Raw genomic sequence first — 25,057 nt, 5'->3', positions numbered from 1 at the left:
TAATATATTTTTTTTAATAAATTTAAAAATTTAATTTAAAAAGATTAAAAAATAAAAATTTATATTTTTGTTTTAGATAAAATTGATTATAATTTTGAGTAATTATTGAAAATCCAGATTTAAAAAAAGGAAAAAAATGACTCAAGAAGAGCTTGATGCTTTGATGAATGGTGATATTGATCTTGATTCAGAGACAGAAGCAGAGGTAAAAACTAAAGAATCGAATACCGAAGAAGATGCTTTAATGTTAGAAGATGTCAAAATAGCTGATTACAAACCTAATCCTAGTGTAGTATGGCCACCACCCCCACCAAATCAGGAGCATAAAGTTGTACATCAGTTAGATGATGTTACAAAAGATAGCGAGCTTAAAGCAACGGAAATGATGGATAAGCTTGAAAGTATTAATAATTTTTTTGCGGATTCTGAAAGTTTACTCAAAGAAATAAATAAAGTAATAGAAAAAAATATTGATATTTTTTCTAAACTTAATGAAAAATTTCCTAATGTGGAAAGTTTCAGTGAAGCTTTAGAATTAAACAATCAAGCTAAAAAAAGTTCTAAGGAGATTGTCGGAAATCTTCAAAGTGGACAAGACGAAGTGATGATGGCAATGGATGCAATGCAGTATCAAGATATACATCGTCAAAAAATTGAACGCGTTATTAATGTAATGCGTGCTTTAAGCCGTTATATGAGTTCTTTATTTGAGGGTAAAATTGATGATAAAAAACGTGTAAGTTCTGCAGTGCATATTGAAGGTGATAGCACTGCTGATGTTGTAAGTAATGATGATATAGAAGCTTTAATTGCAAGTTTAGGGCAAAAATGATCATTCCTGAAATAGTAGCCCCTGCAGGAAATTTCACAAAATTAAAAATTGCTTTAGCCTATGGTGCAGATGCTGTTTATGCAGGTGTGAATAATTTTTCTTTAAGATCACGCACCGCAAGAGAGTTTAATTATGAAAGTTTTGAAGAAGCTATTAAATATACCCATAAGCGTGGTAAGAAAATTTATGTCACTTTAAATGGTTTTCATTTAAGTTCTCAAATTGAAGGTTTAAAAAGACATATTTTAAAATTGCGTGAGATGAAACCCGATGCTTTTATCGTAGCTTCTGTTGGAGCTATGCGTCTTGTTAAAGAACTTGCACCTGAAATTTCTCAACATGTTTCTACTCAGGCGAATATTTTAAATTATTTGGATGCTCAAGTTTATAAGGATATAGGTGCTAAAAGGATTGTAATTGCGAGAGAATTAGGACTTAAAGATGCTAAAGCCTTAAAGGAAAATTGCGATATTGAACTTGAAGCCTTTGTACATGGTTCTATGTGTTTTGCTTATTCTGGGCGTTGTTTAATAAGCTCTGTGCAAAGTGGAAGAATGAGTAATCGTGGATCTTGTGCAAATGATTGTAGATTTAATTATGAGCTTTATGCTAAAAATCTAGAAAATGGCACTTTATTTCGCTTAGAAGAAGATGAAAATGGTACTCATGTTTTTAATTCCAAAGATTTGAATCTTTGTTCTTATATAGAAAAAATTATGCAAGAAAATTGTATTAGCGCTTTTAAAATAGAAGGACGTACCAAAAGTGAATATTATGTTGCACTTACAACAAGAACTTATAAAATGGCTATACAAGATGTTTTAGAGGGTGAGTTTGAGTCAAGCAAGTATGAAAAAGAGATTGCTACGCTTAAAAATCGTGGTTTTACGGATGGTTATCTTGTTTCGCGTCCTTTAGAAAAAACTGACACGCAAAATCATAATACAAGCATAGAAGAAGGTTCTCATCAAGTACATGCTATAAGCGAAGATGGAAGCTTTTTTAAATGCAAAGGGAAAATCGTTTTAAACACATCTTATGAAATTTTAGCCCCTTTAGGCGATGTGATTCAAACTTGCGATAATGAATTAGGTAAAATTTATCAAAAAGAGAATAAATATTTTATAGAGTTTAAAAAGCTTATTGCTAAAAACAATAAAGAATTTAGCGAAATTCATAGCGGTAATGAACATGAAATTCAATTGCCAGGTAAAATTAGTGCATTAAGTTTTTTAAGAAAGGAAATATAGATGAATTTTGTTTCTATTTTAATGGGAAGCAAGAGTGATTATGAGACTATGAAAGAAGCTGCTAAAACTTTAGAAAGTTTTGAAGTGAAGTATGAGCTTGTAATTTCATCAGCGCATCGTAGCCCAAAAAGAACAAAAGAATATATTACTAGTGCTGAAGAAAAAGGTGCAAAGGTTTTTATAGCAGCAGCTGGAATGGCAGCACATTTGGCTGGAGCTGTTGCAGCTTATACAACAAAACCTGTTTTAGGAGTGCCTATGACAGGAAGTAATCTTGCAAGTATGGATTCTTTATTTTCTACTGTGCAGATGCCTAGTGGAATTCCTGTGGGAACTCTAGCTATTGGTAAGGCCGGAGCGATCAATGCTGCTTATTTAGCTATGCAAATTTTAGCTATTTATGATGTTGATTTAGCGCAAAAACTTAAAGAAGATCGTCTTGAGAAAGAAAAAAAACTTGTATCTGACTCACGAGAAGTAGAAGTTTTATTATAAGGGATAAAATGCAAACCTATCTTGAACTTGAAGAATTTTGTAAACTTGTGCATTTAAATGAAGATGTGGTTAAAGGTATGATGGCTAATGGGGCTTTAAATTTTAAAGAAGAAGAGGATAAAATTTATATTGAAGCTCATCAGGGTACTTTTAGTGTAGTACCTAGTGCTGCAAAATCTCAACCTGCAATGGTAAATTCAATGACTTTAGCAGGGGAAAGTTTTGTTGAAAAAACAATAGGAACTATTTTAAATTTACATGAAAAAGTTTTAGATGCTAAAGATGAAACGCTTGAAGCATTAAAAAATGAGAATAAATTTTTAAAAGATGCTCTTTATTCTATGCAAGAACTTTATGATGAAGATAGAAAAACTATAGAAACTTTAAACAATGAGCTAAAACATGCGCGTGAAGAGATAGAATTTCTCAAGCGTAAATATAAATTAATGTGGAGTAAAACCGCAGAAATTTTTGGAGCTAAGACAGAGCCTGATTTGGAGATGAATAAAAAATTAGAAAAACCTATTGAAAATATGGAACAATAAAGAGAGATGCAATGACTTTTTCACAAATGATACTTAATTTACAAAATTATTGGCAAGAGCAAGGTTGTGCGATTATGCAACCTTATGATATGCCAGCAGGTGCAGGAACCTTTCATCCAGCAACTTTTTTAAGAAGTTTAGGAAAAAAATCTTGGGCAGCTGCTTATGTGGCTCCAAGTAGAAGGCCTACTGATGGACGTTATGGTGAAAATCCTAATCGCTTAGGTGCTTATTATCAATTTCAAGTTTTGATTAAACCTAGTCCTGATAATATCCAAGAATTATATCTTAAAAGTCTTGAAAATTTGGGTTTTGATTTAAAAAGTCATGATATTCGTTTTGTTGAAGACAATTGGGAAAGTCCAAGTTTGGGTGCTTGGGGTTTAGGCTGGGAAGTATGGCTTGATGGCATGGAAGTCACTCAATTTACTTATTTTCAGCAAGTTGGCGGTATAGCGGTAGATTTAGTAAGTGCTGAAATTACTTATGGCCTTGAAAGAATAGCTATGTATCTTCAAAATGTTAATAATGTTTATGATATAGTTTGGAGTGAATTTAATGGAGAAAAAATTAAATACGCAGATGTACATAAGCAAAGTGAATATGAATTTAGTAAATACAATTTTGAAGTAAGTGATATTAAAATTTTAAATGATCAGTTTGAAAATTCTTACAAAGAATGTAAAAATATTTTAGAACAAGGACTAGCTTTACCTGCTTATGATTATTGTATGCTTGCTGCACATACTTTTAACCTTTTAGATGCAAGAGGAGCAATTTCTGTAGCACAAAGACAAGATTATATGTTAAAAATTCGTGAGCTTTCTAAAAATTGTGCTGAAATTTATAAGAAAAATTTAAATGAAACTGAGTGAAGTTTATAATTTTTTAAATCAATTAAGTCCCTTTAATATCCAAGAATCATGGGATAATAGTGGAATTTTGCTTGGAGATAAGGATAGTGAAATTTCAACTGTTTATTTAAGTTTAGATATTGATGAAAATATCATTAAAGAAGCGAGTGAAAATTCTTTAATTATCACGCACCATCCTTTGATATTTAAAGGTTTAAAAGATTTATATGACAAGACTTATCCTAGGGCTTTTATCAAAGAAATGATTTGTAAAAATATTTCTTTAATCAGTATGCATACAAATTACGATTTAAGTCATTTAAATACTTATTTTACGGAAGAAATTTTAGGTTTTAAAATTTCTTTTAAAGACGAATTTTTAATTTATGTAGAAAATTCTACGTCTTTTGAAGCTTTATGTGACTGGGTGAAAAAAAAGTTAAATTTACAAATTTTACGTATAAGTGATTGTGGTAAAAAAGACATTAAGCGTATTGCTATATGTACTGGAAGTGGCGGGGATTTAATTTCTAAAGTAGATGCGGATTGTTTTTTAAGTGGAGATTTTAAATATCATCAAGCTTTAGAGGCGCTTAGTAATCAAATCAGTCTTATTGATTTAGGTCATTTTGAAAGTGAGAGGTATTTTTCTCAATGTTTAGCAAAAGACTTGAAAAATTTGCCGCTACAAGTTATAATAACAGTTTCAAAAAATCCATTTCAATATTTTTAAGGAAAATAAATGAATAAATATCTCGAACAATTAGTGCTTTTATCAAAAATAGATCAAGAAATTGATAGTTATGAACCAAAAATAGACAGTATTAATAAGACTTTAAAAGATGCTGAGTTAAAAATAGGAAAAATCAACACAGATTTAGAAAAAATCGATGAAGAAATCAAAGATATAGAAAATCAAAAAGTGCAAAATAATGCTCATATTTCTGAGTTTTCAGCAAAAATTAAAGAGCTTTCTAAAAAAAGTGGTGCAGTAAAAACAGAAAAAGAAGCTAATGCTTTAAAAATTGAAGAAGATATTGCAAAAGAGCAATTAGACGCTGCAAATGATGAGATTGTAAGACTGGATAAAATTTTAGAGAATAAAGAAACTTATAAAAAAGAACTCGAAGAAGAAAAAATCAAACAAGAGCAAAATATTAATGAGATTAGAGTAAGCATTAAATCTGAAATGGAAGTTCTTGAAAAAGATAGAATGAGTGTTTATGATAAAAAAAACAAACTTGTGGGCGAGATGAATCAAAAGGTTTTAAGTTTTTACGAAAAAATTCGCAAATGGGCGAAAAATACTGCTGTAGTTCCTGTTAAAAAACAAGCATGCTATGGATGTTTTATGAAAATTTACGATAAGACTTATCTGTCTGTTGTAAAAGGTGAAGAGATTGTAACTTGTCCTCATTGTGGAAGAATTCTTTATAAAGAGCAAGAAGAGCAAAATTGATTTTTTTTTATTATTTTTTAACTTGGATGGCATTTTTATTTTGTGCCGTCTTTATTCTTTTGCTTTCTTTTTTAAAATCCAAATACAAAACTAGTTTAAAATCTCGATTTTTTCTTTATAAAAATTTACATCAAGAAAAAGCTGATGTACATTTTCATGCTTGTTCTTACGGGGAAGTAAGAAGTATTAAAACTTTGGTTTTAAAATTTGATTCAAGAATAACTACTATTACTCAAACAGGTTTTGAATGCGCAAAAGAATTTTGTAAAAAGGTAAATTATCTTGCTTTTGAAAATTTTTTGCCTTTTTGGTTTAAGCCTTGTAAGGTTTTGGTAATTTTTGAAGCAGAATATTGGCTTATGCTTGTTTTTATGGCACGCATTTATAAGACTAAGATTATTTTACTTAATGCAAGAATATCTGATAAATCTTATCATGCTTATCAAAGATTTTCTTTTTTTTATAAAAAAATTTTTTCTTATATTGATGAAGTTTTTGCTCAAAGTGAATTAGATAAAGCAAGACTTGAAAGTTTGGGAGCTAAAAATGTTAAAATTTTTAAAAATATTAAGGCAAATTTAGAGATTAAAAATAATAAAATTTATGCCAAACCCAAAGAAAAACTTATTATTTTTGCTAGTACGCATAAAGATGAAGAAGAGCTTTTGCTTGATCATTTTAAATTAGAAGAAAATGAAAAACTCATTATCGCCCCACGACACCCTGAGCGTTTTAAAGAAGTTGAAAATTTGTTTTTAAATAAAGGTTTAGAATTTGAAAAATTTAGTTCTTTAAAAGATGAAAATAAAAAATTTTCTAAAAAAATTTTGCTTTTAGATGCTTTAGGGGAGCTTGTAAATTTTTATGCAATTTCTGATGTTGTTGTGCTTGGAGGTTCTTTCATAGAAGGCATAGGAGGACACAATCCTATAGAAGTGGCATATTTTGACAATGTATTAATCAGTGGGAAATTTATTCACAATCAAAAGGCTTTATTTGAAGAAGTAGAAAATGTACATTTTTGTGAAAATTTAAAAGATTTAAATGATAAAATTCATTATTTAAATTTAAAAGCTAAAATTTCCAAAAAAGAAAATTTAGATCTTATCATACAAGCTATACAAAAGGGAATTGATGCAAGAAAAAGCTTATAAACTCTTAGCTTTGCAAGAAAAAATTTCAAATCGTGAAGCTAAAGATTTGATTGATAAGGGTTGTGTTTTTTCACATGGAAAAAAAGTTGTGGTTGCTAGAGCTTTGATGAGTGATAAGGCAAGATTTAATGTGATAAAAACCAAAAATCCTCAAATTATTTTTGAAGATGATAAGATTATTGCTATTAATAAACCTTACGCTTATGTGAGTGAAGATTTAGAGAAAAAATTTAACGCCAAGCTTTTAAATCGTTTAGACAAAGAAACAAGCGGTGTGATTTTGCTTTGTAAAGATGAAAATTTTAGAAAGCTTTGTATAGAAGAATTTAAAAAACATAGGGTTTATAAAAGTTATATTGCGGTTTTAGATGGGGTTTTGGCTGAAGAGGCTGAAGTAAATGAGCCTATTTTTACCATAAAAGCAAAAGGCGGGGCATTAAGTAAAGTTTCAAAAGATGGTTTAAGTGCCTTAAGTATTATTACTCCTATTATGATGCAGTCAAAAAAAACCTTAGCAAAAATAGTCATTCAAACAGGTAGAACTCATCAAATCAGAGTACATACTAAATTTATAAAACATGGTGTTATAGGCGATGAAAAATATGCTAAAATTTCAAGCGATAGAATGTATTTACACAGTTATGAAATTAAAATTTTTGATTATTATTTTAAAGCTATTTTAGATAGTAGTTTTGCAAAATTTGGCTTTGAGATAAAAAATTTAGATTTTTAAAGCCATTTAAGAAAAAATTTTGTATAATGCAAGGTTTAATTTAAAAATTTTATAGAAAGGTGATAAAGTGTTTGAGTTAGTCAGCGAATCTTTTAAATCAGCGATTAATAAATTACGTTTTGTTGATGATGAAAAAGCACTTAAGAACGCTTTAGAAACCTTAAAAAAAGCTCTTTTAAAAGCAGATGTTCATCATAAGGTAACTAAAGAGCTTTTGACTTTAATAGAAGAAGATGTAAAGCAAAACGGAATAGGTCAAAAACAATTTTTAAATGCCATTAAAATAAATTTAGAAAATATTTTAAGTGTCAATGGTAAGAATCAAGGTTTTGTTTTTGCTTCTAAACCCCCAACAGTAGTTCTAATGGCAGGTTTGCAAGGGGGTGGTAAGACTACAAGCACTATCAAACTTGCAAATTATTTAAAATTACGCAATAAAAAAGTTTTAGTTGCAGCTTGTGATTTGCAGCGTTTAGCAGCAGTGGAGCAACTAAGACAACTTTGTGAAGCTAATGAAATTGAACTTTTCTTTATAGAAAATGAAAAAGATCCTATTAGAGTTGCTAAAGAGGCTTTAAAAAAGGCTGAAAGTTCTATGGTGGATGTTTTGCTTGTGGATACTGCTGGACGTTTGGCTATAGATGAGGCTTTGATGAATGAATTAAAAGCAGTTAAGGATATCTTAAATCCTGATGAGATTTTCTATGTTGCTGATGCAATGAGTGGTCAAGATGGGGTTAAGACTGCGGCTAGTTTTAATGAAGCTTTAAATATCAGCGGGGTAATTTTATCAAAATTTGATGCAGATACTAAAGGCGGAGTAGCCTTAGGTATAGCAAAACAAATCGGTATTCCTTTAAGATTTATTGGTGTAGGTGAAAAAGTAGCAGATTTAGAAGTTTTTATACCAGATCGTATTGTAAGTCGTATCATGGGCGAGGGTGATTTGGCTACTTTAGCTGAAAAAACTGCTGCAGTGATTGATGAAAAAGAAGCTAAAAAACTCAATCAAAAAATCAAAAAAGGTGAATTTAATTTTAATGATTTTCTTAACCAAATGGAAAGTATTAAAAAATTAGGGAGTATGAAGTCTTTAATCGGTATGATACCAGGGCTTGGCGGAATGGCAAATGCGGTAAAAGATATAGATTTGGATAATTCTAAAGAAATCATACGCATTAAAGCAATGATTTCTTCAATGACTCCAAAAGAAAGAGAAAATCCTGATTTGTTAAATAATGCTAGAAAGCGTCGTATAGCAGAGGGAGCAGGTCTTTCTCAGGTAGAAGTCAATCGTTTTTTAAAACAATTTAGTAACGCAGCAAAACTTGCAAAAAGATTTTCAGGTAAAAAAGGAATGGAAAGTTTAACGCAAATGATGAGTCAAGCTAGAAGACAATTTTAAATTTTATTTATAAATACTTTTTATAGTATCTATAAATAAAATTTTTAATTTTTAAGGAGTATAAATGACAGTTATTAGACTTACAAGAATGGGTAGAACTAAAAGACCATTTTATCGTATTGTAGTTACAGATAGTAGAAAACGTCGTGATGGTGGTTGGATAGAAAGTATTGGGTATTATAATCCTATGGTAGAACCTGAGGTAATTAAAGTTGATACAGAGCGTTTAGCTTATTGGAAAAGTGTTGGTGCAAAACTTAGCGATAAAGTTGCTTCTATCACTAGCAAATAATCATGGTAGAGAATTTTCTTAGAGAATACGCAAAATTAATTGCAGATTATCCTGAACAGATTGACACTCAAAAAAATGAATTAAGTGAAAATTTTTTTGAGATTGTTCTTTTTGCACATAAGGTTGATACAGGTAAGCTTATAGGTAAAAATGGAAAAATGATCAATGCTATAAAAACCGTAATCTCTGCTTATAAGAGCAAGGATGCAAGTTCTTATAGAGTAACGGTAAAAGCGCTTGAGTGAAAAAGATTTTGTTCAAGTTGCAAAACTTGGTAAAACTGTGGGTCTTAAGGGTTATGTAAAATTGCATAACCTGAGCGATTTTTCTTCTCAATTTAAAAAAGATACTACTTTTTTTATAAAAAACACCAAAGAAATGTTAAAGATTAAGCATTATAATGCAAGCAATTCTACTATTTTATTTGAGAATTATGAAGATATAGAAAAGGCCAAAGAATTAACTAATCTCATTCTTTTTCAGAGTATCGAGAAAAGCAGACAAACTTGTAAATTAAAAAAAGATGAGTTTTTTTATTTTGATGTTTTAGAGTGTGAAGTTTTTGAAGAAGATAAAAAATTAGGTAAAGTGGTTGATATCTTGGAAACTGGAGCTTCTTATTTATTTGAAATTCAAAGTGATGAAAAATGGGTGGAAAAAAAATATCCTAAAATATTTTTTATTCCATATTTAGATAAATTTGTTAAAAATATAGATATAGAAAAACGACAGATTTTTTGCACGCAAGATGCTTTTTTAATTTTAGAAAATTCATGAAATTTAGTTTCGTTTCTTTGTTTCCTAATCTTATGGAATTTTACTTTCAAGATTCTATACTTGCAAGAGCAAAAGAAAAAAAACTTTTCAAACTTAATTTTTATAATCCAAGAGATTTTTCTAAAAATTCCTATCATAAAGTCGATGATTATAAAATAGGTGGTGGAGCTGGACTTTTGATGCAAGCTGAACCTATGTATGAGGTGTTAAGAAGTATTCAAGAAAAAAAAGAAAATCCCTATTTTATTTTTTTAAATCCAAGTGGTAAAACCTTTAATCAAAAAGATGCCAAACGCTTAAGTAAAAAAGAACATATAGTTTTTGTATGTGGGCGCTATGAAGGTATAGATGAGAGAGTGCTTGAAATTTTTGCGAATGAAGTTTTTAGCATAGGGGATTTTATTTTAACAGGAGGAGAATTACCTGCACTTGTAATGTGTGATGCAATTTTAAGAAATGTTAACGGGGTTTTAGGAAATTTGGAAAGTTTGAAAGAAGAAAGCTTTGAGAATAATTTACTCGAAGCACCTGCTTTTTCAAAACCTTTTATTTTTGAGAAAAAAAATAAAAAATTTTATACTCCTTCAGAGTTTTTAAAGGGTAATCACGCTAGAATTGCAAGTTTAAAAACTACTTTGGCGTCTTGCAAAACGAAATTTTTTCGTCCAGATTTATTTTTAGAGCATGAACGCAAAAAATAAGGGATTTTTTATGAAAAATAAATATATAGAACAATTTGAAGCAAAACAAATTGAAGGTAAAAATGTTCCAGATTTTCGCGCTGGTGATACTTTAAAGCTTGCAATTCGTATCAAAGAAGGGGATAAAACAAGAATCCAAAATTTTGAGGGTATTTGTATTGCTAGAAGAGGTAATGGCGTAGGCGAAACTTTTATCGTACGTAAAATGGGCGCTAATAATGTTGGCGTTGAGAGAATTTTCCCTATTTATAGTGAAAGTTTAGAAAGTATTACTGTTTTGCGTCGTGGTCGTGTACGCCGTGCAAGATTATTCTACTTAAGAGATAGACGCGGTAAAGCAGCGCGTATTAAAGAGCTTAAAAAATAATTTATAATTATTTTTTATTATAAGTCTAACAATTAAATAATTATAATTAATTTATAATTTTTATTATTTGATTTTAATTATTAATAATACTCTTGTATAATATTCCTTGTAAATATTATACAAGGAGAGAAAATGTTTTCTATTAAAAAAACTTTATTAATACTAGCAAGCGTACCAATGTTTTTGAGTGCTACTGAATATCAATTAAGCACTCATGTCTTGGATATTACTTCTGGACAACCTGCTCCTAAAGTAAAAGTTGATCTTTATAAGTTGGAAGCAAATCAACAGTGGAAAAAAGTAAGTGAAGAATTTACCGAAGAAAATGGTAGAATAGGAGATTTATTGCCATATGAAAAAGCTGAAAATAGGGCTTTTGGAATTTATAAGCTTAAATTTTTCACGAAAGACTATTACACATCACGCAAAATAAATACTTTTTATCCTTTTGTAGAGGTAAGTTTTGAGCTTTCTAAAGATCAAAAACATTATCATGTTCCAATAACCCTTTCTCCTTTTGGTTATTCAACTTATAGGGGAAGCTGATAAATAAAACGAAAGAAAAAAACCATGTGGACTAAGAATTCTTGGAAAAACTATCCTATAAAACAGCAACCTATCTATCCAGATCAAGAGGAAACGAATAGAGTTTTAGCAAGACTTGAGAAACTTCCTCCTTTGGTTTTTGCTGGAGAAGTGAGAAATCTTCAAAAGTCTTTAGCAAGAGTTTGTAAAAAAGAAGCTTTTTTACTTCAAGGTGGAGATTGTGCTGAAAGTTTTGAAAATTTTGGCGCTGTAAATATCCGTGATATGTTTAAAATTTTACTTCAAATGGCTATAGTACTTACATTTGCTGGTGGATGTCCTGTTGTAAAAATTGGTCGTATTGCAGGGCAGTTTGCCAAGCCAAGAAGTAGTGATTTTGAAGAGTTAAATGGTATAAGTCTTCCTAGTTATCGTGGTGATATTATTAATGGTTTTGAATTTAGCGAACAAGCACGCATTCCTGATCCACATAGAATGCTTGAAGCTTATTATCAAAGTGCAACAACGCTAAATTTGTTGCGTGGATTTGCTAAGGGTGGTTTAGCAGATTTGCATGAAGTGCATCGTTGGAATTTGGGGTTTTTAAAAAAGAGTGAACTTCATAAGCAATATACTGATATCAGTGAAAAAATTTCACAAGCTTTAGCTTTTATGGAAGCTTGTGGGATTAATATAAGTAATACTCCAAGCCTAAGAGAAGTTAGTGTTTATACTTCACATGAAGCTTTGCTTTTGCCTTATGAGGAGGCTTTAACTCGTGTAGATAGTTTAAGTGGGGAAATTTATGATTGTTCAGCTCACATGCTTTGGATAGGTGAAAGAACAAGGGCACTTGATGAAGCTCATGTGCATTTTTTAAGCGGAGTAAAAAATCCTTTAGGGGTTAAAATAGGACCTAGTGCAAGTGCAGATGATATTATAGTTTTAGCAAATGTTTTAAATCCAAATAATGAAGAAGGAAGATTAAATATTATTATCCGCATGGGCGCAGATAAAATTATCAATAATTTGCCAAAAATTTTCTCTAAACTTAAAAGTGAAGGTTTAAATTTAGTATATAGTATAGATCCTATGCATGGAAATACAGTAAAAGCAGGTAGTTTTAAAACACGTGAGTTTGATAAAATCATGCAAGAAGTGAGATCTTTTTTTGAAATTGCAGCGAGTGAAGGAGTTTATGCAGGTGGAGTACATCTTGAGATGACAGGTCAAAATGTAACAGAATGTACAGGTGGTGCAAGCAATGTTACTGCTCAAAGTTTAGAAGAGCGTTATGAAACACAATGCGATCCAAGGCTTAATGCGGATCAGGCTTTAGAACTCGCTTTTTTAATTGCAGATTTAGTAAAAAAGGCTAGAAAATGAAACTTTACGGTATAAAAAATTGTAATTCTGTAAAAAAAGCTATGGATGCTTTAATACAAAAAGGTATTGTGTTTGATTTTATGGATATTAAAAAGATTAATCAAGATATTTTATATACATGGTTAAAACAAAAATCTTTTGAAGATCTTATCAATACCGCTGGATTAACTTCTAAAAAACTTGGTTTAAACAAAGAAAAAGTTAAAAGTTTAAATGAAAAAGAACTTGAAAAAATTGTATTAGAAAATCCAAGTTGTATTAAGCGTCCCATTATTGAGTGTGAGCAAAACATATATATTGGTAAGGAATATGAGAAAATATTATGATAGAGTGTTTGATTACACTCTATTTTTTATCAATTGATTAATTTCATTTTGATATGGAAATCTTTCACTTTCACAATTAATAAGTTGTGTTTTAGAGAAGATAACTTTTCCGTCTACTTCGACGATAAAATCACCTCTGCCACCAATTTCAAATTCTACTTCAACATCTTTGAAATCGCTTTGTAGTTCTTCTGCAACCCTTGCAGCTTGTGGGCGATAATTTCAAAGATTACAATAAGCAATTTTTACTTTCATCATTTTATCCTTTGAAAAGTTCATTTTATTTAAGATTAAAATCTTAAATTTTTATTATAGTTTATTTTGGCTGAATTTTTGCCTTTTGTGAAATTTAAGTTGAAATTTAGGGCTAATTTCTTTCAAATTCAGCGAGAAAAATTTATAATTTTTATCAAAATTAAAACAAGCTTTAAAAAATTAAAGGAAGAAAATGAGCCAATTTACGCACTTACATTTACATACAGAGTATTCTTTGCTTGATGGAGCCAATAAGCTTAAAGAATTGGCTTTAACTTTAAAAGAGCAGGGTGCTACAAGTGTGGCTATGACAGATCATGGAAATATGTTTGGGGCAATTGATTTTTATCAGACAATGAAAGCACAAGGTTTAAAACCTATCATTGGCATGGAAGCGTATTTGCATAATCATGATAAGCTAGATGATAAAAGCTCACGCCAGCGTTTTCACCTTTGTTTGTATGCAAAAAATGAGATTGGATATCAAAATTTAATGTATTTAAGTTCTCAAAGTTATATTAAAGGCTTGTATTATTATCCGCGTATCAATAAAAAGCTTTTAGAAAAACACAGCGAAGGTCTTATTTGCTCTTCTGCTTGTTTACAAGGTGAAGTAAATTGGCACTTAAATACTTATAGTGAAAGAAATGTGCGTTTTGGTGCAAAAGGTTATGAAGCAGCAAAAGAAGTGGCATTATGGTATAAAAAAATTTTTAAAGATGATTTTTATCTTGAAATCATGCGTCATGGTATAGGCGATCAAAGAATGATAGATGATGATATTATCAGACTTTCTAAAGAATTAAATATAAAAATCATTGCTACAAATGATACGCATTATACTTTTAAAGATAGAGCGGCTGCCCATGAGGTTTTTATGTGTATAGCTATGGGAAAAAAACTTAATGATCCTGATAGAATGCGTCATAGTGTTCATGAATTTTATGTTAAAAGTCCTGAGCAAATGAGTGAGCTTTTTGCAGATATTCCAGAAGCTATAGAAAATACACAAGAAGTCGCACAAAAATGTAATTTAGAGCTTAATCTTGGCAACCCCACTCCGCCGAATTTTAAATTTACAAGAGAATATGCTAAAGATCATAATATTACCTTGCCTGAAGAAACAAAAGAATTTAGCTTTGATAATGATGACATAGTTTTTGAAGAGCTTTGTAAAAAGGGACTTGAAGAGAGATTAAAATTCATCGATGAAAGCAAGCATGAAGAATACAAACAAAGACTTGAAGTAGAAATTAATATCATTAAAAATATGAAATTTTCAGGTTATATGCTCATAGTTCATGATTTTATTAAAGTAGCTAAAGATAAGGGAATTCCGGTAGGTCCTGGAAGGGGATCGGCTGCGGGAAGTTTGGTTTCTTATTGTTTAAGAATTACAGACTTAGATCCTATTCCTTATAGTCTACTTTTTGAACGTTTTTTAAATCCTGAGCGCGTAAGTATGCCTGATATTGATGTGGATTTTTGTCAAGATAGACGTGCTGAAGTAATTGATTATGTAATTGATAAATATGGAGCAGATAAAGTAGCACAAGTGATTACTTTTGGCAAGCTTTTGGCTAAAGGTGTAATTCGTGATGTAGCTAGAGTTTGTGACATGAGTATTCAAGATGCTGATGAGCTTGCTAAACTTGTACCTGAAGAGCTTAAAATCACTCTTGATACTGCTTATGAAAAAGAACCTAAAATCAAAGAATTTATTGATCGTCATCCTAAAGGTCATGAGGTTTGGGAGTATGCAAGAGCTTTAGAAGGATTAAATCGCAATGCTGGTATGCACGCAGCAGGTGTTGTAATTTCTAATGAAAGTTTATGGAAGAAAACTCCACTTTTTAGGCAAAGTAAAAATGATGAAAGACATTTAGTAACGCAGTATTCTAAGGATCACTTAGAAGATGTGGATTTGATAAAATTTGACTTTTTAGGTCTTAAAACTTTAACAGTAATTAATAATGCAATCAAGCTTATTAAAAAGCGTTACAACAAAGACATTATTTGGGAAACTATAGATGTAAATGATAGCAAAGTTTATAAAACCATACAAAGTGGAAATACTTTAGGGATTTTTCAAATCGAATCAGGCGGTATGCAAAGCTTAAATGCACGCTTAAAACCAGAGCGTTTTGAAGATATCATTGCGGTTCTTGCGCTTTATCGTCCAGGCCCTATGGAATCAGGAATGCTTGATGATTTTATCGACAGAAAGCACGGTTTAAAAAGCATAGAATATCCTTTTGATAGTTTAGAGAAAGTTTTAGAACCAACTTATGGGGTTATTGTTTATCAAGAGCAGGTTATGCAAATTGTTCAAATTATAGGTGGTTTTTCTTTAGGAGGCGCTGATGTAGTACGTCGTGCTATGGGTAAAAAAGATCCTGAGAAGATGAAAAAGCTTAAGATTGATTTTGCAGATGGAGCAGAAAAACAAGGATATGATAGAGCAAAAGCTGAGGATTTATGGGAGCTTATCGTAAAATTTGCAGGATACGGTTTTAATAAATCTCACTCTGCAGCTTATGCGTTGATCACTTTCCAAACGGCTTATTTAAAAACTTATTATCCTAGTGAATTTATGGCAGCGCTTTTAACAAGCGAAGAAAACAATGTGGATAAAATTGCCGTTTATATTGATGAGATGAAAAAAATGAATATTAAACTTTTACCTCCATCGATTAACAAAGCCATCCGTGAATTTAGTGCTTTAGAGCAAGATGGTAAGGATGCTATTATATACGGACTTGGTGCTATAAAAAGTGTGGGTATTCCTGCAGTTGAAAATTTACTTGAAGCAAGGCAAGATGGAGAATTTAAGGATATTAATGATTTCTTAGGTAAGATAGATCCTACCAAGATAAATCGTAGGACATTGGAAAGTCTTATTAAGGCAGGGGCTTTTGATGAGTTTGGTTTTACTAGAAAAGCTTTGTTTGATAATATGGAAAATCTTAGCGAAGCATCGCGTAAAATGGCTGAAGTAAGAAAAAATGCTGCAAGCTCTCTTTTTGGCGAAGAGGAGTTAACTTCAGGTGTTCAAGTAAATTTTACTCCTAAAGACGAAGAATTTGAAGTGATGGAAAAATTGGAATATGAAAAAGAAATTTTAGGAATTTATGTTTCAGGACATCCTTTAGATCGATTTTATGAGCAAATTAATGCCATAGATTATGTTAAAAGTTTAGATTTTGAAGGTTTAAAAAATAATGGAGAAATTTTAAGTATAGGCAAGATTGAAGATTTTAAATCTATGATGAGTAAAAATAATAAGCGTTATGGTAGAATTGAAATTTTGGATTATTATTCTTCGTTTGATGCTACTGTATTTGAAAGCAATGTAGAAGAAATAGAAAATATCATCAAAGATGAAAACTTGAAAAATAATGCTTATGGATTTGTTTTAGGATTTAAAGCTGAAGGAGGGGAGAAGCCTAGCTTTTTTTTAAAAGCAATTAAAGACTTGCAAAGTCTTGAAGATGGTGAGATTAAAGCTATAAAAAAATTTGGAGTAAAAAAAGATTTTAAAAATAAAGAAGAAAATCATTTTACCGCAGAACCTAAGGAATTTGAAAAAAATATCATAGAGCTAGATTTGACAAGATTAAATAGAGAATTAATCTATGAAATTCATGAAATTGCTAGAAATGCACATAATCCTAATGAAAAAAATAATAAAAAACTTGTTTTAAAAGTTATTAGCGCGGGATCTTGCTTGCTTTATCATACAGATTTTATTATCTCTGATAGTATAGTAGAAGAAATTTCTAATAAATATGCTTAAGTAAGATTTTATTTCTTAGTTAAGATTTTTAAATAAAATGCTTCCGAGTCTTACCAAATTGGATCCGCATTTTATAGCAATTTCAAAATCATTGCTCATCCCCATAGAGCAAATTTTAGCCCCATGTTTTTGAAGAATTTCATAAATTTTAAATGTAGTTTCAAAGCTTTTTATAATATTTTCTTTATCTTGGCTGTGTGAGCCTATGCTCATTACACCGCAAAGATTTAGATTGGGGCATTCTTCTTGTATTTGTAAATATTCTTCTACAGCTTGATTTGGATCTAGACCGCTTTTGCTATTTTCATTTGCACTATTGATTTCTAATAAAGTATTTAATTTATAATCAAGTCTTTTGTTCATAGCTTTAGCTATTTTAATACCATTGCAAGAGTGCCATAATATAGGTTTTTGTTTGATTAAGAGATTGATTTTGTTGCTTTGTAGATTTCCTATAAAATGCCATTTTATATCTAGTTTTTTTTCATCAAGTTTTTCTTTTTTTTGTGCTAGAGCTTGGACTTGATTTTCTCCAAATTCTACTATACCTTGATCAAAAAGCTTTTCAATTATACTTGCATCGACATACTTGCTTGCGGCTACAAGGCGAATATTTTTGGTTTTTTCTAAAATTTGCTCTAAAGTCATTTGATAAAGAAATAAGCCCTATTTAGAGCTTATATTATTGTAGTAAATTAGCAATTTTGCTTTGAAGCTGCATGTTGGATTGTGCAGCAACAAAAGCGGCAGCATTTTCTTTTAGATAATTGGCATTAAAATCATTAACATTTTTTGCCATGTCATTATTTAGTAAATTATTTTCAGCTGCTTTTGAGTTGATGCTATTTTGAACACTTGCATTAATATTTGATGTGATGGCATTGATACCTGAGCCTATTTCACTTCTTAAACTTCCAAGTTGATCCATAAAATTTGTAATACTATCTTGATTATCTATGCTTAATCCACCTGTTGCTAATGGATTTAAATTTGTAGTTTCAGTCCCACTACCTACTACAAAATTCATAGTTTGAAAGACATTTTTTCCATTATAAGTTGCATTATTAAAAGAATCATTGATGGAATCTTGTATGCGTGTTGCTTCTGTTCTTAGCATTCCTTTTTGAGAATCATTAAGTGCAGCGTTGTTCATTTTTACTGAAAGTTCATTAAGTCTATTTGCATTTTGAGAAATATTAGAAAGGCTAGCATCTGCAATTTGTAAAACCCCTATAGCATCATAAGCATTCGCGACACCTTGATCTATAGTGCTTGATTGAGATCTTAAAGAATCAGCAATAGCTAAATTAGCACTATCAACCCCACTTATTGCACGAACAGCTGCAATATTTTCTAAAGCTTTATCACTAGCTTTTTGTGCATTGTTTAAATAATAATTTTGTTGCATCATAGTTGCATCAGAGATCATCATGGCCTACTCCTTGACTCTTGCTTAGAATTATTTAATATTTTATCACTTTTTTGCTATTTTAAAGCTTAAGAAATACAAAAAAACTTGCATTATCAAGATGATTTTAATCACCACTTCACTTGTATTATGAATACTGATAAATTCTTGGGTTTTTGTAGCGTTTTCGCCTAAGTTTTGGAGTTCAATTATGGTATTAGTAAAATAAAAAACAAATATTAAGCTTAAAATCAAAATAAGCAAACTCAGCATAAATTTTGAAAATTTTATTTGAAATTTCATTTCATCTTTTATAAGGGAATAAATTTCATATAAAAAATTAACCACTGAAACAAAAATCAGTAAATATCCCATTTTAACAAAAATTTGCGTCATCATCAAACCACTTTGAAAATGACTTAAAATCCCTTCTCCTATGAGTTTTTGAGGAAAAAAGATTGTCGGTGCAACAACTATACCCAATATAAGCTCCATTCCCACAATAGAAGCGAGTAAAAATAAATTAATAGCTTTCAAGAGTTTCTCCTTTTATTTTTTATCATAACGCATATTTGTAAATTTAGCTATAAAAGCACGATTATAACCTTGTTCATCTTTGAAAAAATCAACAATGAAATTATTTTGATATAAAATTTTTTCCAAAATTTCTTTTTGATCATAGCCAAATTCGCAAGCTAAAAATTTAACTTTTTTATCAAGGGAAAAATGTATGATTTCTTCTAGAATTTCATATCCTTTTTCTCCGCCAAATAAAGCCTCTTTGGGTTCTTTTTGCACCCAAATATCTATAGGATATGAATTTTTAATATAAGGTGGATTTGAAAAAATAAAATCACAATTTTCTTTAATTTGCTTAAAATTACAAAGTTTAAAGTCAATCAAGTGATCGACTTTGTGTAATTTGGCATTCTCTAAAGCTAATTCTAAGGCTCTGGGATTGATATCACAGGCTGTGATTTTTAACCCAAGTTCTTTGGCTAAAACAATGCTTAAAATTCCGCTTCCAAATCCTATTTCTAAAACCCCATTAAAAGTATTTTTTTTGCATAAATTTAAAATTTGAAAAAGTAAAATTTCACTATCGTAGCGAGGGATTAGAACGCCTTTTTTTATCTTAAATTCTAATCCCCAAAAATCCACTTTTTCAAATATATATTCAAAAGGTTCTCCAGATTTAAAACGCGTTATAAGCTCAAAATAAGGTTCATGATCTATTTCTATATCTTGGTTTAAAAATAACCAAGCTTTATCTTTTTTCAGATACTCACAAAGTATAAATACTGCTTCATTTTCATAACCTTTTAAGCTAGATTTAGCTTCCATAAGAGCATTTTTTATAGTCAAGAAAGAGCCTTGATTCTATCACTAATACTTGGATGGCTAAGATAAAAAAATGTATATATTTTACTTGTTTTGATAAAAGCTTTATTTTCTCTTGCTAGAGCTATCAATGCATTTTTCATATCTTCTTTGCTTGTGACTTTAGCTCCGTGTTGATCGGCCGCAAATTCATTTTTTCTACTTAAGGCATTAAGTATGGGAGAGATTAAAAAGCTAAAAATATTTGCCAAGATGAATAAAAGAGCAAACACACCACCATTTACTCCTTCTAGATGACTTTCTAAATAAACAAATTCAGGTAAATTTGCAAAAACAAAAAAAAGTAAAAACATAGTTATAGCACCGTTAAATAAAGCTTTGATAATATCCCTATGAACAAAATGTCCAAGCTCGTGTCCTAAAACAGCTAAAAGTTCTCTTTCATTTAAGGCTTTTGATAATGTATCAAAAAGCACCACCCTTTTGCTTTTAAAAAGTCCACCAAAATAAGCATTTAAACGCTTATCTCTTTTACTTGCATCAATAACATAAACCCCATTTGCACTAAACCCACATTGTTTCATTAAAGCACTGATTTTTTTCAGCAAATTTTCATCGTCTAGTTTTTCCATTTTGTTAAAAATAGGTGCTATCAAGGTAGGGTAGATGAGATTTATGATTACCACTATACAAAAAGCAAAAGCAAAGGCCGCAATCCACCAAAAAGTTCCAAAAAAATCATAACAAAAAAGCAAAGCATAAAGGATTAAAAATCCAAATATTAAAGTTAAAATAAGACTTTTTATAGCGTCTTTGATAAAAAGTTTTACAGTCATATTTGAAAAACCATGGGCTTTATCTTTGATAAAACTTTCATAAATACTTAAAGGTAGATTTAAAATACTTGTGATTATTAAAAAAGATAATAAAAATAAAGTATTTTCAAAACGAGTGTTGTTTGAGATAAGCAATTCTTTAAGATATAAAAATCCAAAACCTATCCATGCAATATTGATGATTAAATTATAAAAATTGGAAAATAGTTTAAATTTTTCATTTTCGATGGCGATATCTGCTGCATTTTTATAGTCTTTTTCGCTTAAAATTTGAGCTTGTTTGTCTTTTTCTCTTTCTAAGAAACGAATTTGAGCATAGGAAATCCAAGATAAAAGTGCTGTGTAAAGACATAAAATTGCAATTAAAGTCATTGATTTTTCCTTGAATGGTTTTTTGCGAATTCTAGCTTAAAATAATGAAATAAAGTTAATAGTTTGAAATCTAAAATAATATTCTTTTTAACTAAGTTGGTGTATATTTGCAAAAAAAGGATTAAAGAATGTTTTTTAAGAAAAAGATTTTACAAAAAGAAAAGCCTAAAATTCCAATCAATGATGTGATTTTAGATGACAGACTTTATAAGTTTAAAAATAAAGTACAAAAGATAAGCAAAGATGAAGCTTCGGCAAGTCTGCTTGCTAGACAATTAAGCAGACTTGTTAGAGCTAATAAATTTTAATTTTGACATTTTTTCTTAGGGCGAAAAACCTTAATAACTTCATCATTTGCTTCTATATAAGCGCCTTCTATTAAATCGATACAATAAGGTATAGCCGGAAAAACAGGTTCTAGACATTCTTTTATAGCCTTAGGATTTCCTGGTAGATTAATGATAAAAGATTTATTGCGAATTCCTGCGCTTTGTCTTGAAAGTATGGCTGTTGGAACATATTTTAAGCTTTCTAAACGCATAAGCTCTCCAAAACCTGGCATCATTTTATCGCACACAGCTTCTGTGGCTTCTGGGGTTACATCACGAAGTGCTGGACCTGTACCCCCGCTTGTAACAATCAAATCGCATTTTTTTTCATCTGCTAGATAAAGTAATTTTTTAATGATCAAATCATAATCATCAGGGATTAATTCTTTATGGTAAATAATATCATTTTTTATATATGAATTTAACACTCTTTCAATTTCAGCAGTAGCCTTATCTTCATATATACCACTACTTGCTCTATCGCTTAGGGTTAAAATTCCTATGTTTATTGTATCCATTGTTTCTCCTTAATAAATTTTTCATAACCATCCTTTTTTCTTGAAAACAACCAAAGGTAAAATGATAGAAATTACCATCACGCCAAGCACTATGGGATAAGCATAGTGAAGTTCAAGTTCGGGCATGAATTTAAAATTCATACCATAAATTGTCCCTATTAAAGTAGGTGGCATCATGGCAACAGTTGCAACGGTAAAAATTTTAATGATTTTGTTTTGTTCTATGTTGATTTGACTAGCTAAAATGGTTTGGATATTATCTAAAATATTAAGCTGTGAAACACTAAATTCAACTAAAGAATTTAAGTCTTTTAAAACTATAGTGAGATTTTGTTTTATATCTTTATCGATCTTATCACTTTTTAGCAAAGAGGTCATAGCACGACGTTTGTCAAATAAAGAATCCCTTACTCGCATATTAAGCTCTTGCAAACTTGAAATATCCTTTAACATTTCATCATAGCTATATTCATCTTTTTTTTCTAAAACACTTGTTCTTAAGCGTCTTGCTTCTTTATCTATCCATTCAAGTAAATCCGCATCTTTTTCAACGCGTACTTCAAACATTTTATCAATAATATCAAAACCATCTTCAAAATTCTTTGGACTAGCCAAAATCCTTGCTTGAATTTCTTCAAAAGTGCTAAATTCGTTATATCTTATAGTAAATAAGATATTTTTAGCAGTAGCAAAAGTAACAATTTCTGTGCGAAGCTTGATTAAATTCCTATCTTCTTCATCACTTTTAAGATCTCTTACTAAAAAATGAGCATTGATGGTTATTGTCGCATTATCTTCCCAATATTTTGCACTAAGTTCTATTTCCTCTCTTTCTTCTTTTGTGGGAAATTCAAGATTAAATTCACTTGATATAAAAGCAATTTCTGCTGCACTTGGATGAAGTAAATCAATCCATAAAATATTTTGTGGTAGTTCTTGACTATCGAGATTAAAATTGATTCTTTGAACTAAAGCATTTTGAGTTTTGATATAAACATAGAGCATAGTTATTCCTTATTTTTAACTTTGAAATTATACCTTGATTAGTTTAAAAATCAATTTTTTAATTTTTATAAATCAAAAACCAAATTTTCCACCTAAAGCTCTTAAACTAAGCTTTAGTTTAAAATATCTTTAATCAGTTTTTGCAAATTCTTTTTTGTTTCTTCTTGTTCTTTTATGATAAAACATTTTGCTTTTGGCCAAAAATAACTTTTAGGATTTTCAAATTTTCCCCAACTCCAATCAAATCTAGGATGCAAAAGAACTACAGTAGGAATATCCATAGCCAAAGTTAAATGAGCAATTGCGCTATCAATGCTAATCATACAATCAATATCAGATAAATTATTAAAAGTATCATTCCAGTTTTTTATCACCTTGCTTCTATCTTCTATAATCTTAGGTAAGCTTTTACTTTCTTGCATTTGAAAAGAAATGATTTCATAATCTAAGTCTTTTAATATATTAAATAAAAATTCAAATTTTACATTTCTTAATAAATCAGAATTTTCAGCATTAGGAGTAAAATAAAAAATACCCAATTTTTTCTTTTTATTTTGTGGCTTTTTTTGTGCTAATATTGGTGTTTTTAATTGTTTAATTTCGCTTAATTTAATATCAATAAAAAAAGGTAAAGAACAAATAGGAATAGCATAGTCAAAATTTTTAGGTAGATTTTTTAAAACCTTTAGATTATTAAAAGTATCATCATTTTGATTTAAAATTTTTATTTGATTTTTAAACATTTCATACATGGCACTTTGAGGAGCAAATAAAACCTTTGAAGCGATTTTACAAAGTTTTTCTAAGCATCTTGTATACATTATAGTATCGCCAAAGCCTTGCTCGCAAAATACTAAAACTTCTTTATTTTTAAAAGCATCAATACCCAATTTATTAAAAGCTTTTATGCTTTCATTATAATGATAAGTAGAAAAAGTTTCATTATGAGCATAAAATAATCTACTTTCATAATACTTCTTACCCTCTTCAAAATTATCATCCACTCCCATACGCATCAAAAGATAAGCCAAATCAAATTGATAAGTTGCATGAGAATCCAAGCTAAGACATTTTTTATAAGCATGATAAGCTTCTTGATAGTTTGAGTTAAATTCTAATACCTTAGCATAATTTTGCCAAAACTGTGCATGGTGTTGATTGGCTTCTTGCAGTGATTGAAAAAGTTCTAAAGAATCAGATATTCTAAAAAGCTTAAAAAGTAAGTATGCTTTTTGGGGTAAAATCTGATGAGTTAAAAAATCTTCTATTTTAGAAATGGTAAGATTTTCTTTGGTTTTACTATGAAGTCTATCTTCGAGTTTTACTAAATTAAGATTGGTTTGTTCAGCAATAATTCCTTTTTGCAGTTTATCAATCAAATCTTGCATAAAATGACACAAGTGTTCATGTGCATTTAATGCCTTAGTAAAATCATGTTTAAAATAAATTTCTGCATAATTTTTCCATAGATTAAGATTATACATATCTTTAGAAAGCAATTCTTTGAAAATTTTTTCAGATTCTTCTAGTTTGTTGCTCAGTTTATAAACAAAAGCCAATTCTAACTTAAGTTCATCTTCTAAATCATCTTTGCGAGTTAAAAGTGTTTGTAATAAATTCAAGGCTTCATCAAGTCTTAAATTTTCAATATAGCTTTTAGCAAGTATAAGACCATTAAAACTTGTAGGATTTAAAGAAAAAAGCTCTTGAGCATAATATAAAGCTTTTTGAAAAAGAGAAAGTTTATAAGAAGAAAGTGTAGCAAATTCTAAAGCAAATTTTGGACTTTCTTTTAAAAATTGCTCACTCAGGTTTAAACATTTTTCATAATTAGCATTAAAATAATAATAATGAATTTTATCAAACATATTTTTCCTTGATAGTTACATTAAAATCTAAATATTATCCTATAAGTTGTATAAAAAGATAATTATATTTTTATAAAATTAAATAATAAAACAAAAATAAAAAAATAAATACAATAAAAACATCCATCCCAATAATTTTAAAATTATCAGGATGAAATTTTTAACAAGTAGGAGAGTAAACTAAATTAAACTAAGTATTATCTTTTTTGATATTACCAAAGATAATTA

At 29.6% G+C, this 25,057-nt stretch carries 29 protein-coding genes; 20 read left to right on the top strand and 9 right to left on the bottom strand.

Annotation, left to right across the window (positions count from 1 at the left end):
* The first annotated feature begins 136 nt into the window (after positions 1-136).
* The 18 genes from ACOTU8_RS02720 (at position 137) to ACOTU8_RS02635 (ending at position 13,101) form a co-directional block, all read left to right on the top strand.
* The gene (locus tag ACOTU8_RS02720; protein ID WP_422341691.1) at positions 137-832 is read left to right on the top strand and encodes a chemotaxis protein; all 696 of its coding nucleotides are present in this window, start codon (positions 137-139) and stop codon (positions 830-832) included.
* Positions 829-2,082 (top strand): peptidase U32 family protein, encoded by a 1,254-nt coding sequence (locus ACOTU8_RS02715; protein WP_422341690.1) that lies wholly within the window; start codon positions 829-831, stop codon positions 2,080-2,082. The genes ACOTU8_RS02720 and ACOTU8_RS02715 overlap by 4 nt, the downstream gene beginning before the upstream one ends.
* Complete coding sequence (gene purE / locus ACOTU8_RS02710) at positions 2,083-2,577, top strand: 5-(carboxyamino)imidazole ribonucleotide mutase (RefSeq protein ID WP_422341689.1); 495 nt, start codon at positions 2,083-2,085, stop codon at positions 2,575-2,577.
* An 8-nt stretch (positions 2,578-2,585) separates the two neighbouring features.
* Complete coding sequence (locus ACOTU8_RS02705) at positions 2,586-3,122, top strand: DUF3972 domain-containing protein (RefSeq protein ID WP_422341688.1); 537 nt, start codon at positions 2,586-2,588, stop codon at positions 3,120-3,122.
* Between the two features lie 11 nt (positions 3,123-3,133).
* Positions 3,134-3,997, top strand: coding sequence for a glycine--tRNA ligase subunit alpha (gene glyQ / locus ACOTU8_RS02700; protein WP_422341687.1), 864 nt, complete (start codon positions 3,134-3,136; stop codon positions 3,995-3,997).
* On the top strand, positions 3,984-4,709 hold the full coding sequence (locus tag ACOTU8_RS02695; RefSeq protein ID WP_422341686.1) for a Nif3-like dinuclear metal center hexameric protein: 726 nt from the start codon (positions 3,984-3,986) through the stop codon (positions 4,707-4,709). The genes glyQ and ACOTU8_RS02695 overlap by 14 nt, the downstream gene beginning before the upstream one ends.
* Positions 4,710-4,718: 9 nt before the next feature.
* On the top strand, positions 4,719-5,435 hold the full coding sequence (locus tag ACOTU8_RS02690; RefSeq protein ID WP_422341685.1) for a zinc ribbon domain-containing protein: 717 nt from the start codon (positions 4,719-4,721) through the stop codon (positions 5,433-5,435).
* A complete protein-coding gene (gene waaA, locus ACOTU8_RS02685) occupies positions 5,432-6,589 on the top strand; it encodes a lipid IV(A) 3-deoxy-D-manno-octulosonic acid transferase (protein WP_422341684.1) in 1,158 nt (385 codons plus the stop codon). The genes ACOTU8_RS02690 and waaA overlap by 4 nt, the downstream gene beginning before the upstream one ends.
* Positions 6,570-7,322, top strand: coding sequence for a pseudouridine synthase (locus tag ACOTU8_RS02680; RefSeq protein WP_422341683.1), 753 nt, complete (start codon positions 6,570-6,572; stop codon positions 7,320-7,322). Before waaA ends, ACOTU8_RS02680 begins: the two co-directional genes overlap by 20 nt.
* 67 nt (positions 7,323-7,389) lie before the next feature.
* Entirely contained in the window at positions 7,390-8,727 is a 1,338-nt protein-coding gene (gene ffh, locus ACOTU8_RS02675) for a signal recognition particle protein (protein ID WP_422341682.1), read from the top strand.
* A 64-nt stretch (positions 8,728-8,791) separates the two neighbouring features.
* Positions 8,792-9,019, top strand: a complete 228-nt coding sequence (gene rpsP / locus ACOTU8_RS02670; RefSeq protein WP_052817361.1) for a 30S ribosomal protein S16 — start codon at positions 8,792-8,794, stop codon at positions 9,017-9,019.
* 2 nt (positions 9,020-9,021) lie between these two features.
* Positions 9,022-9,264: a KH domain-containing protein gene (locus ACOTU8_RS02665; protein WP_422341681.1), complete on the top strand. Its 243-nt coding sequence runs from the start codon at positions 9,022-9,024 to the stop codon at positions 9,262-9,264.
* Complete coding sequence (gene rimM, locus ACOTU8_RS02660; RefSeq protein WP_422341680.1) at positions 9,257-9,796, top strand: ribosome maturation factor RimM; 540 nt, start codon at positions 9,257-9,259, stop codon at positions 9,794-9,796. Before ACOTU8_RS02665 ends, rimM begins: the two co-directional genes overlap by 8 nt.
* A complete protein-coding gene (gene trmD, locus ACOTU8_RS02655) occupies positions 9,793-10,497 on the top strand; it encodes a tRNA (guanosine(37)-N1)-methyltransferase TrmD (RefSeq protein WP_422341679.1) in 705 nt (234 codons plus the stop codon). Before rimM ends, trmD begins: the two co-directional genes overlap by 4 nt.
* A gap of 10 nt (positions 10,498-10,507) precedes the next feature.
* Positions 10,508-10,864 (top strand): 50S ribosomal protein L19, encoded by a 357-nt coding sequence (gene rplS / locus ACOTU8_RS02650; RefSeq protein WP_422341678.1) that lies wholly within the window; start codon positions 10,508-10,510, stop codon positions 10,862-10,864.
* A gap of 132 nt (positions 10,865-10,996) precedes the next feature.
* Positions 10,997-11,410 carry a hydroxyisourate hydrolase gene (gene uraH / locus ACOTU8_RS02645; protein WP_422341677.1) on the top strand — a complete coding sequence of 138 codons (414 nt, stop codon included), beginning with the start codon at positions 10,997-10,999 and terminating at the stop codon, positions 11,408-11,410.
* Positions 11,411-11,434: 24 nt separating this feature from the next.
* The gene (locus ACOTU8_RS02640) at positions 11,435-12,775 is read left to right on the top strand and encodes a class II 3-deoxy-7-phosphoheptulonate synthase (RefSeq protein WP_422341676.1); all 1,341 of its coding nucleotides are present in this window, start codon (positions 11,435-11,437) and stop codon (positions 12,773-12,775) included.
* Positions 12,772-13,101 (top strand): ArsC/Spx/MgsR family protein, encoded by a 330-nt coding sequence (locus ACOTU8_RS02635; RefSeq protein WP_422341675.1) that lies wholly within the window; start codon positions 12,772-12,774, stop codon positions 13,099-13,101. The genes ACOTU8_RS02640 and ACOTU8_RS02635 overlap by 4 nt, the downstream gene beginning before the upstream one ends.
* A 12-nt stretch (positions 13,102-13,113) precedes the next feature.
* Here the strand turns inward: ACOTU8_RS02635 and ACOTU8_RS02630 are convergent, their stop codons facing one another.
* A complete protein-coding gene (locus ACOTU8_RS02630) occupies positions 13,114-13,356 on the bottom strand; it encodes a SelT/SelW/SelH family (seleno)protein (RefSeq protein ID WP_257406500.1) in 243 nt (80 codons plus the stop codon).
* A gap of 193 nt (positions 13,357-13,549) precedes the next feature.
* Between ACOTU8_RS02630 and dnaE the strand changes: the two genes are divergently transcribed.
* Positions 13,550-17,152 (top strand): DNA polymerase III subunit alpha, encoded by a 3,603-nt coding sequence (dnaE, locus tag ACOTU8_RS02625; RefSeq protein ID WP_422341674.1) that lies wholly within the window; start codon positions 13,550-13,552, stop codon positions 17,150-17,152.
* Between the two features lie 15 nt (positions 17,153-17,167).
* On the opposite strand, the gene ACOTU8_RS02620 is transcribed toward dnaE, so the two are convergent.
* The 5 genes from ACOTU8_RS02620 to ACOTU8_RS02600 are packed head-to-tail and all read right to left on the bottom strand — an operon-like array spanning position 17,168 to position 21,109.
* On the bottom strand, positions 17,168-17,800 hold the full coding sequence (locus tag ACOTU8_RS02620; RefSeq protein ID WP_422341673.1) for a YggS family pyridoxal phosphate-dependent enzyme: 633 nt from the start codon (positions 17,798-17,800) through the stop codon (positions 17,168-17,170).
* A gap of 34 nt (positions 17,801-17,834) precedes the next feature.
* The gene (gene flaC, locus ACOTU8_RS02615) at positions 17,835-18,584 is read right to left on the bottom strand and encodes a flagellin C (RefSeq protein WP_422341672.1); all 750 of its coding nucleotides are present in this window, start codon (positions 18,582-18,584) and stop codon (positions 17,835-17,837) included.
* 42 nt (positions 18,585-18,626) lie between these two features.
* Positions 18,627-19,097 carry a DUF4149 domain-containing protein gene (locus tag ACOTU8_RS02610; protein WP_422341671.1) on the bottom strand — a complete coding sequence of 157 codons (471 nt, stop codon included), beginning with the start codon at positions 19,095-19,097 and terminating at the stop codon, positions 18,627-18,629.
* Between the two features lie 12 nt (positions 19,098-19,109).
* Positions 19,110-19,925 (bottom strand): HemK/PrmC family methyltransferase, encoded by an 816-nt coding sequence (locus tag ACOTU8_RS02605; protein ID WP_422341670.1) that lies wholly within the window; start codon positions 19,923-19,925, stop codon positions 19,110-19,112.
* Positions 19,922-21,109, bottom strand: a complete 1,188-nt coding sequence (locus ACOTU8_RS02600; protein ID WP_422341669.1) for a M48 family metallopeptidase — start codon at positions 21,107-21,109, stop codon at positions 19,922-19,924. The genes ACOTU8_RS02605 and ACOTU8_RS02600 overlap by 4 nt, the downstream gene beginning before the upstream one ends.
* A gap of 128 nt (positions 21,110-21,237) precedes the next feature.
* Here ACOTU8_RS02600 and ACOTU8_RS02595 point away from each other — a divergent pair, with 128 nt between their 5' ends.
* A complete protein-coding gene (locus ACOTU8_RS02595) occupies positions 21,238-21,417 on the top strand; it encodes a molybdenum cofactor biosynthesis protein (protein WP_422341668.1) in 180 nt (59 codons plus the stop codon).
* Here ACOTU8_RS02595 and mog read toward each other — a convergent pair.
* From mog to ACOTU8_RS02580, 3 genes are all read right to left on the bottom strand, one after another.
* Positions 21,414-21,956 (bottom strand): molybdopterin adenylyltransferase, encoded by a 543-nt coding sequence (gene mog, locus ACOTU8_RS02590; protein ID WP_002842823.1) that lies wholly within the window; start codon positions 21,954-21,956, stop codon positions 21,414-21,416. The two genes, ACOTU8_RS02595 and mog, sit on opposite strands and share 4 nt — an antisense overlap.
* A gap of 21 nt (positions 21,957-21,977) precedes the next feature.
* Positions 21,978-22,961, bottom strand: coding sequence for a magnesium/cobalt transporter CorA (gene corA, locus ACOTU8_RS02585; RefSeq protein WP_070276184.1), 984 nt, complete (start codon positions 22,959-22,961; stop codon positions 21,978-21,980).
* A gap of 113 nt (positions 22,962-23,074) precedes the next feature.
* The gene (locus ACOTU8_RS02580; protein WP_422341667.1) at positions 23,075-24,829 is read right to left on the bottom strand and encodes a hypothetical protein; all 1,755 of its coding nucleotides are present in this window, start codon (positions 24,827-24,829) and stop codon (positions 23,075-23,077) included.
* Positions 24,830-25,057 lie beyond the last annotated feature (228 nt).

Origin of the sequence: Campylobacter jejuni (assembly GCF_049221745.1) — a bacterium.
GTDB classification, from domain to species: domain Bacteria; phylum Campylobacterota; class Campylobacteria; order Campylobacterales; family Campylobacteraceae; genus Campylobacter_D; species Campylobacter_D jejuni_E.
Note: the sequence above shows the minus strand (reverse complement) of the source record. Positions and strands in the feature narration are given on the sequence as shown.

Bases quoted from the DNA above. Each gene is read 5' to 3' on its own strand.
- mog (WP_002842823.1), bottom strand. From the start codon at position 21,956: ATGGATACAATAAACATAGGAATTTTAACCCTAAGCGATAGAGCAAGT.
- ACOTU8_RS02620 (WP_422341673.1), bottom strand. From the start codon at position 17,800: ATGACTTTAGAGCAAATTTTAGAAAAAACCAAAAATATTCGCCTTGTA.
- ACOTU8_RS02635 (WP_422341675.1), top strand. From the start codon at position 12,772: ATGAAACTTTACGGTATAAAAAATTGTAATTCTGTAAAAAAAGCTATG.
- dnaE (WP_422341674.1), top strand. From the start codon at position 13,550: ATGAGCCAATTTACGCACTTACATTTACATACAGAGTATTCTTTGCTT.
- ACOTU8_RS02720 (WP_422341691.1), top strand. From the start codon at position 137: ATGACTCAAGAAGAGCTTGATGCTTTGATGAATGGTGATATTGATCTT.
- ACOTU8_RS02705 (WP_422341688.1), top strand. From the start codon at position 2,586: ATGCAAACCTATCTTGAACTTGAAGAATTTTGTAAACTTGTGCATTTA.
- ACOTU8_RS02665 (WP_422341681.1), top strand. From the start codon at position 9,022: ATGGTAGAGAATTTTCTTAGAGAATACGCAAAATTAATTGCAGATTAT.
- purE (WP_422341689.1), top strand. From the start codon at position 2,083: ATGAATTTTGTTTCTATTTTAATGGGAAGCAAGAGTGATTATGAGACT.
- glyQ (WP_422341687.1), top strand. From the start codon at position 3,134: ATGACTTTTTCACAAATGATACTTAATTTACAAAATTATTGGCAAGAG.
- ACOTU8_RS02695 (WP_422341686.1), top strand. From the start codon at position 3,984: ATGAAACTGAGTGAAGTTTATAATTTTTTAAATCAATTAAGTCCCTTT.
- rplS (WP_422341678.1), top strand. From the start codon at position 10,508: ATGAAAAATAAATATATAGAACAATTTGAAGCAAAACAAATTGAAGGT.
- ACOTU8_RS02715 (WP_422341690.1), top strand. From the start codon at position 829: ATGATCATTCCTGAAATAGTAGCCCCTGCAGGAAATTTCACAAAATTA.
- ACOTU8_RS02600 (WP_422341669.1), bottom strand. From the start codon at position 21,109: ATGACTTTAATTGCAATTTTATGTCTTTACACAGCACTTTTATCTTGG.
- ACOTU8_RS02580 (WP_422341667.1), bottom strand. From the start codon at position 24,829: ATGTTTGATAAAATTCATTATTATTATTTTAATGCTAATTATGAAAAA.
- ACOTU8_RS02690 (WP_422341685.1), top strand. From the start codon at position 4,719: ATGAATAAATATCTCGAACAATTAGTGCTTTTATCAAAAATAGATCAA.
- ACOTU8_RS02595 (WP_422341668.1), top strand. From the start codon at position 21,238: ATGTTTTTTAAGAAAAAGATTTTACAAAAAGAAAAGCCTAAAATTCCA.
- ACOTU8_RS02680 (WP_422341683.1), top strand. From the start codon at position 6,570: ATGCAAGAAAAAGCTTATAAACTCTTAGCTTTGCAAGAAAAAATTTCA.
- corA (WP_070276184.1), bottom strand. From the start codon at position 22,961: ATGCTCTATGTTTATATCAAAACTCAAAATGCTTTAGTTCAAAGAATC.
- rpsP (WP_052817361.1), top strand. From the start codon at position 8,792: ATGACAGTTATTAGACTTACAAGAATGGGTAGAACTAAAAGACCATTT.
- uraH (WP_422341677.1), top strand. From the start codon at position 10,997: ATGTTTTCTATTAAAAAAACTTTATTAATACTAGCAAGCGTACCAATG.
- ACOTU8_RS02640 (WP_422341676.1), top strand. From the start codon at position 11,435: ATGTGGACTAAGAATTCTTGGAAAAACTATCCTATAAAACAGCAACCT.
- flaC (WP_422341672.1), bottom strand. From the start codon at position 18,584: ATGATGATCTCTGATGCAACTATGATGCAACAAAATTATTATTTAAAC.
- trmD (WP_422341679.1), top strand. From the start codon at position 9,793: ATGAAATTTAGTTTCGTTTCTTTGTTTCCTAATCTTATGGAATTTTAC.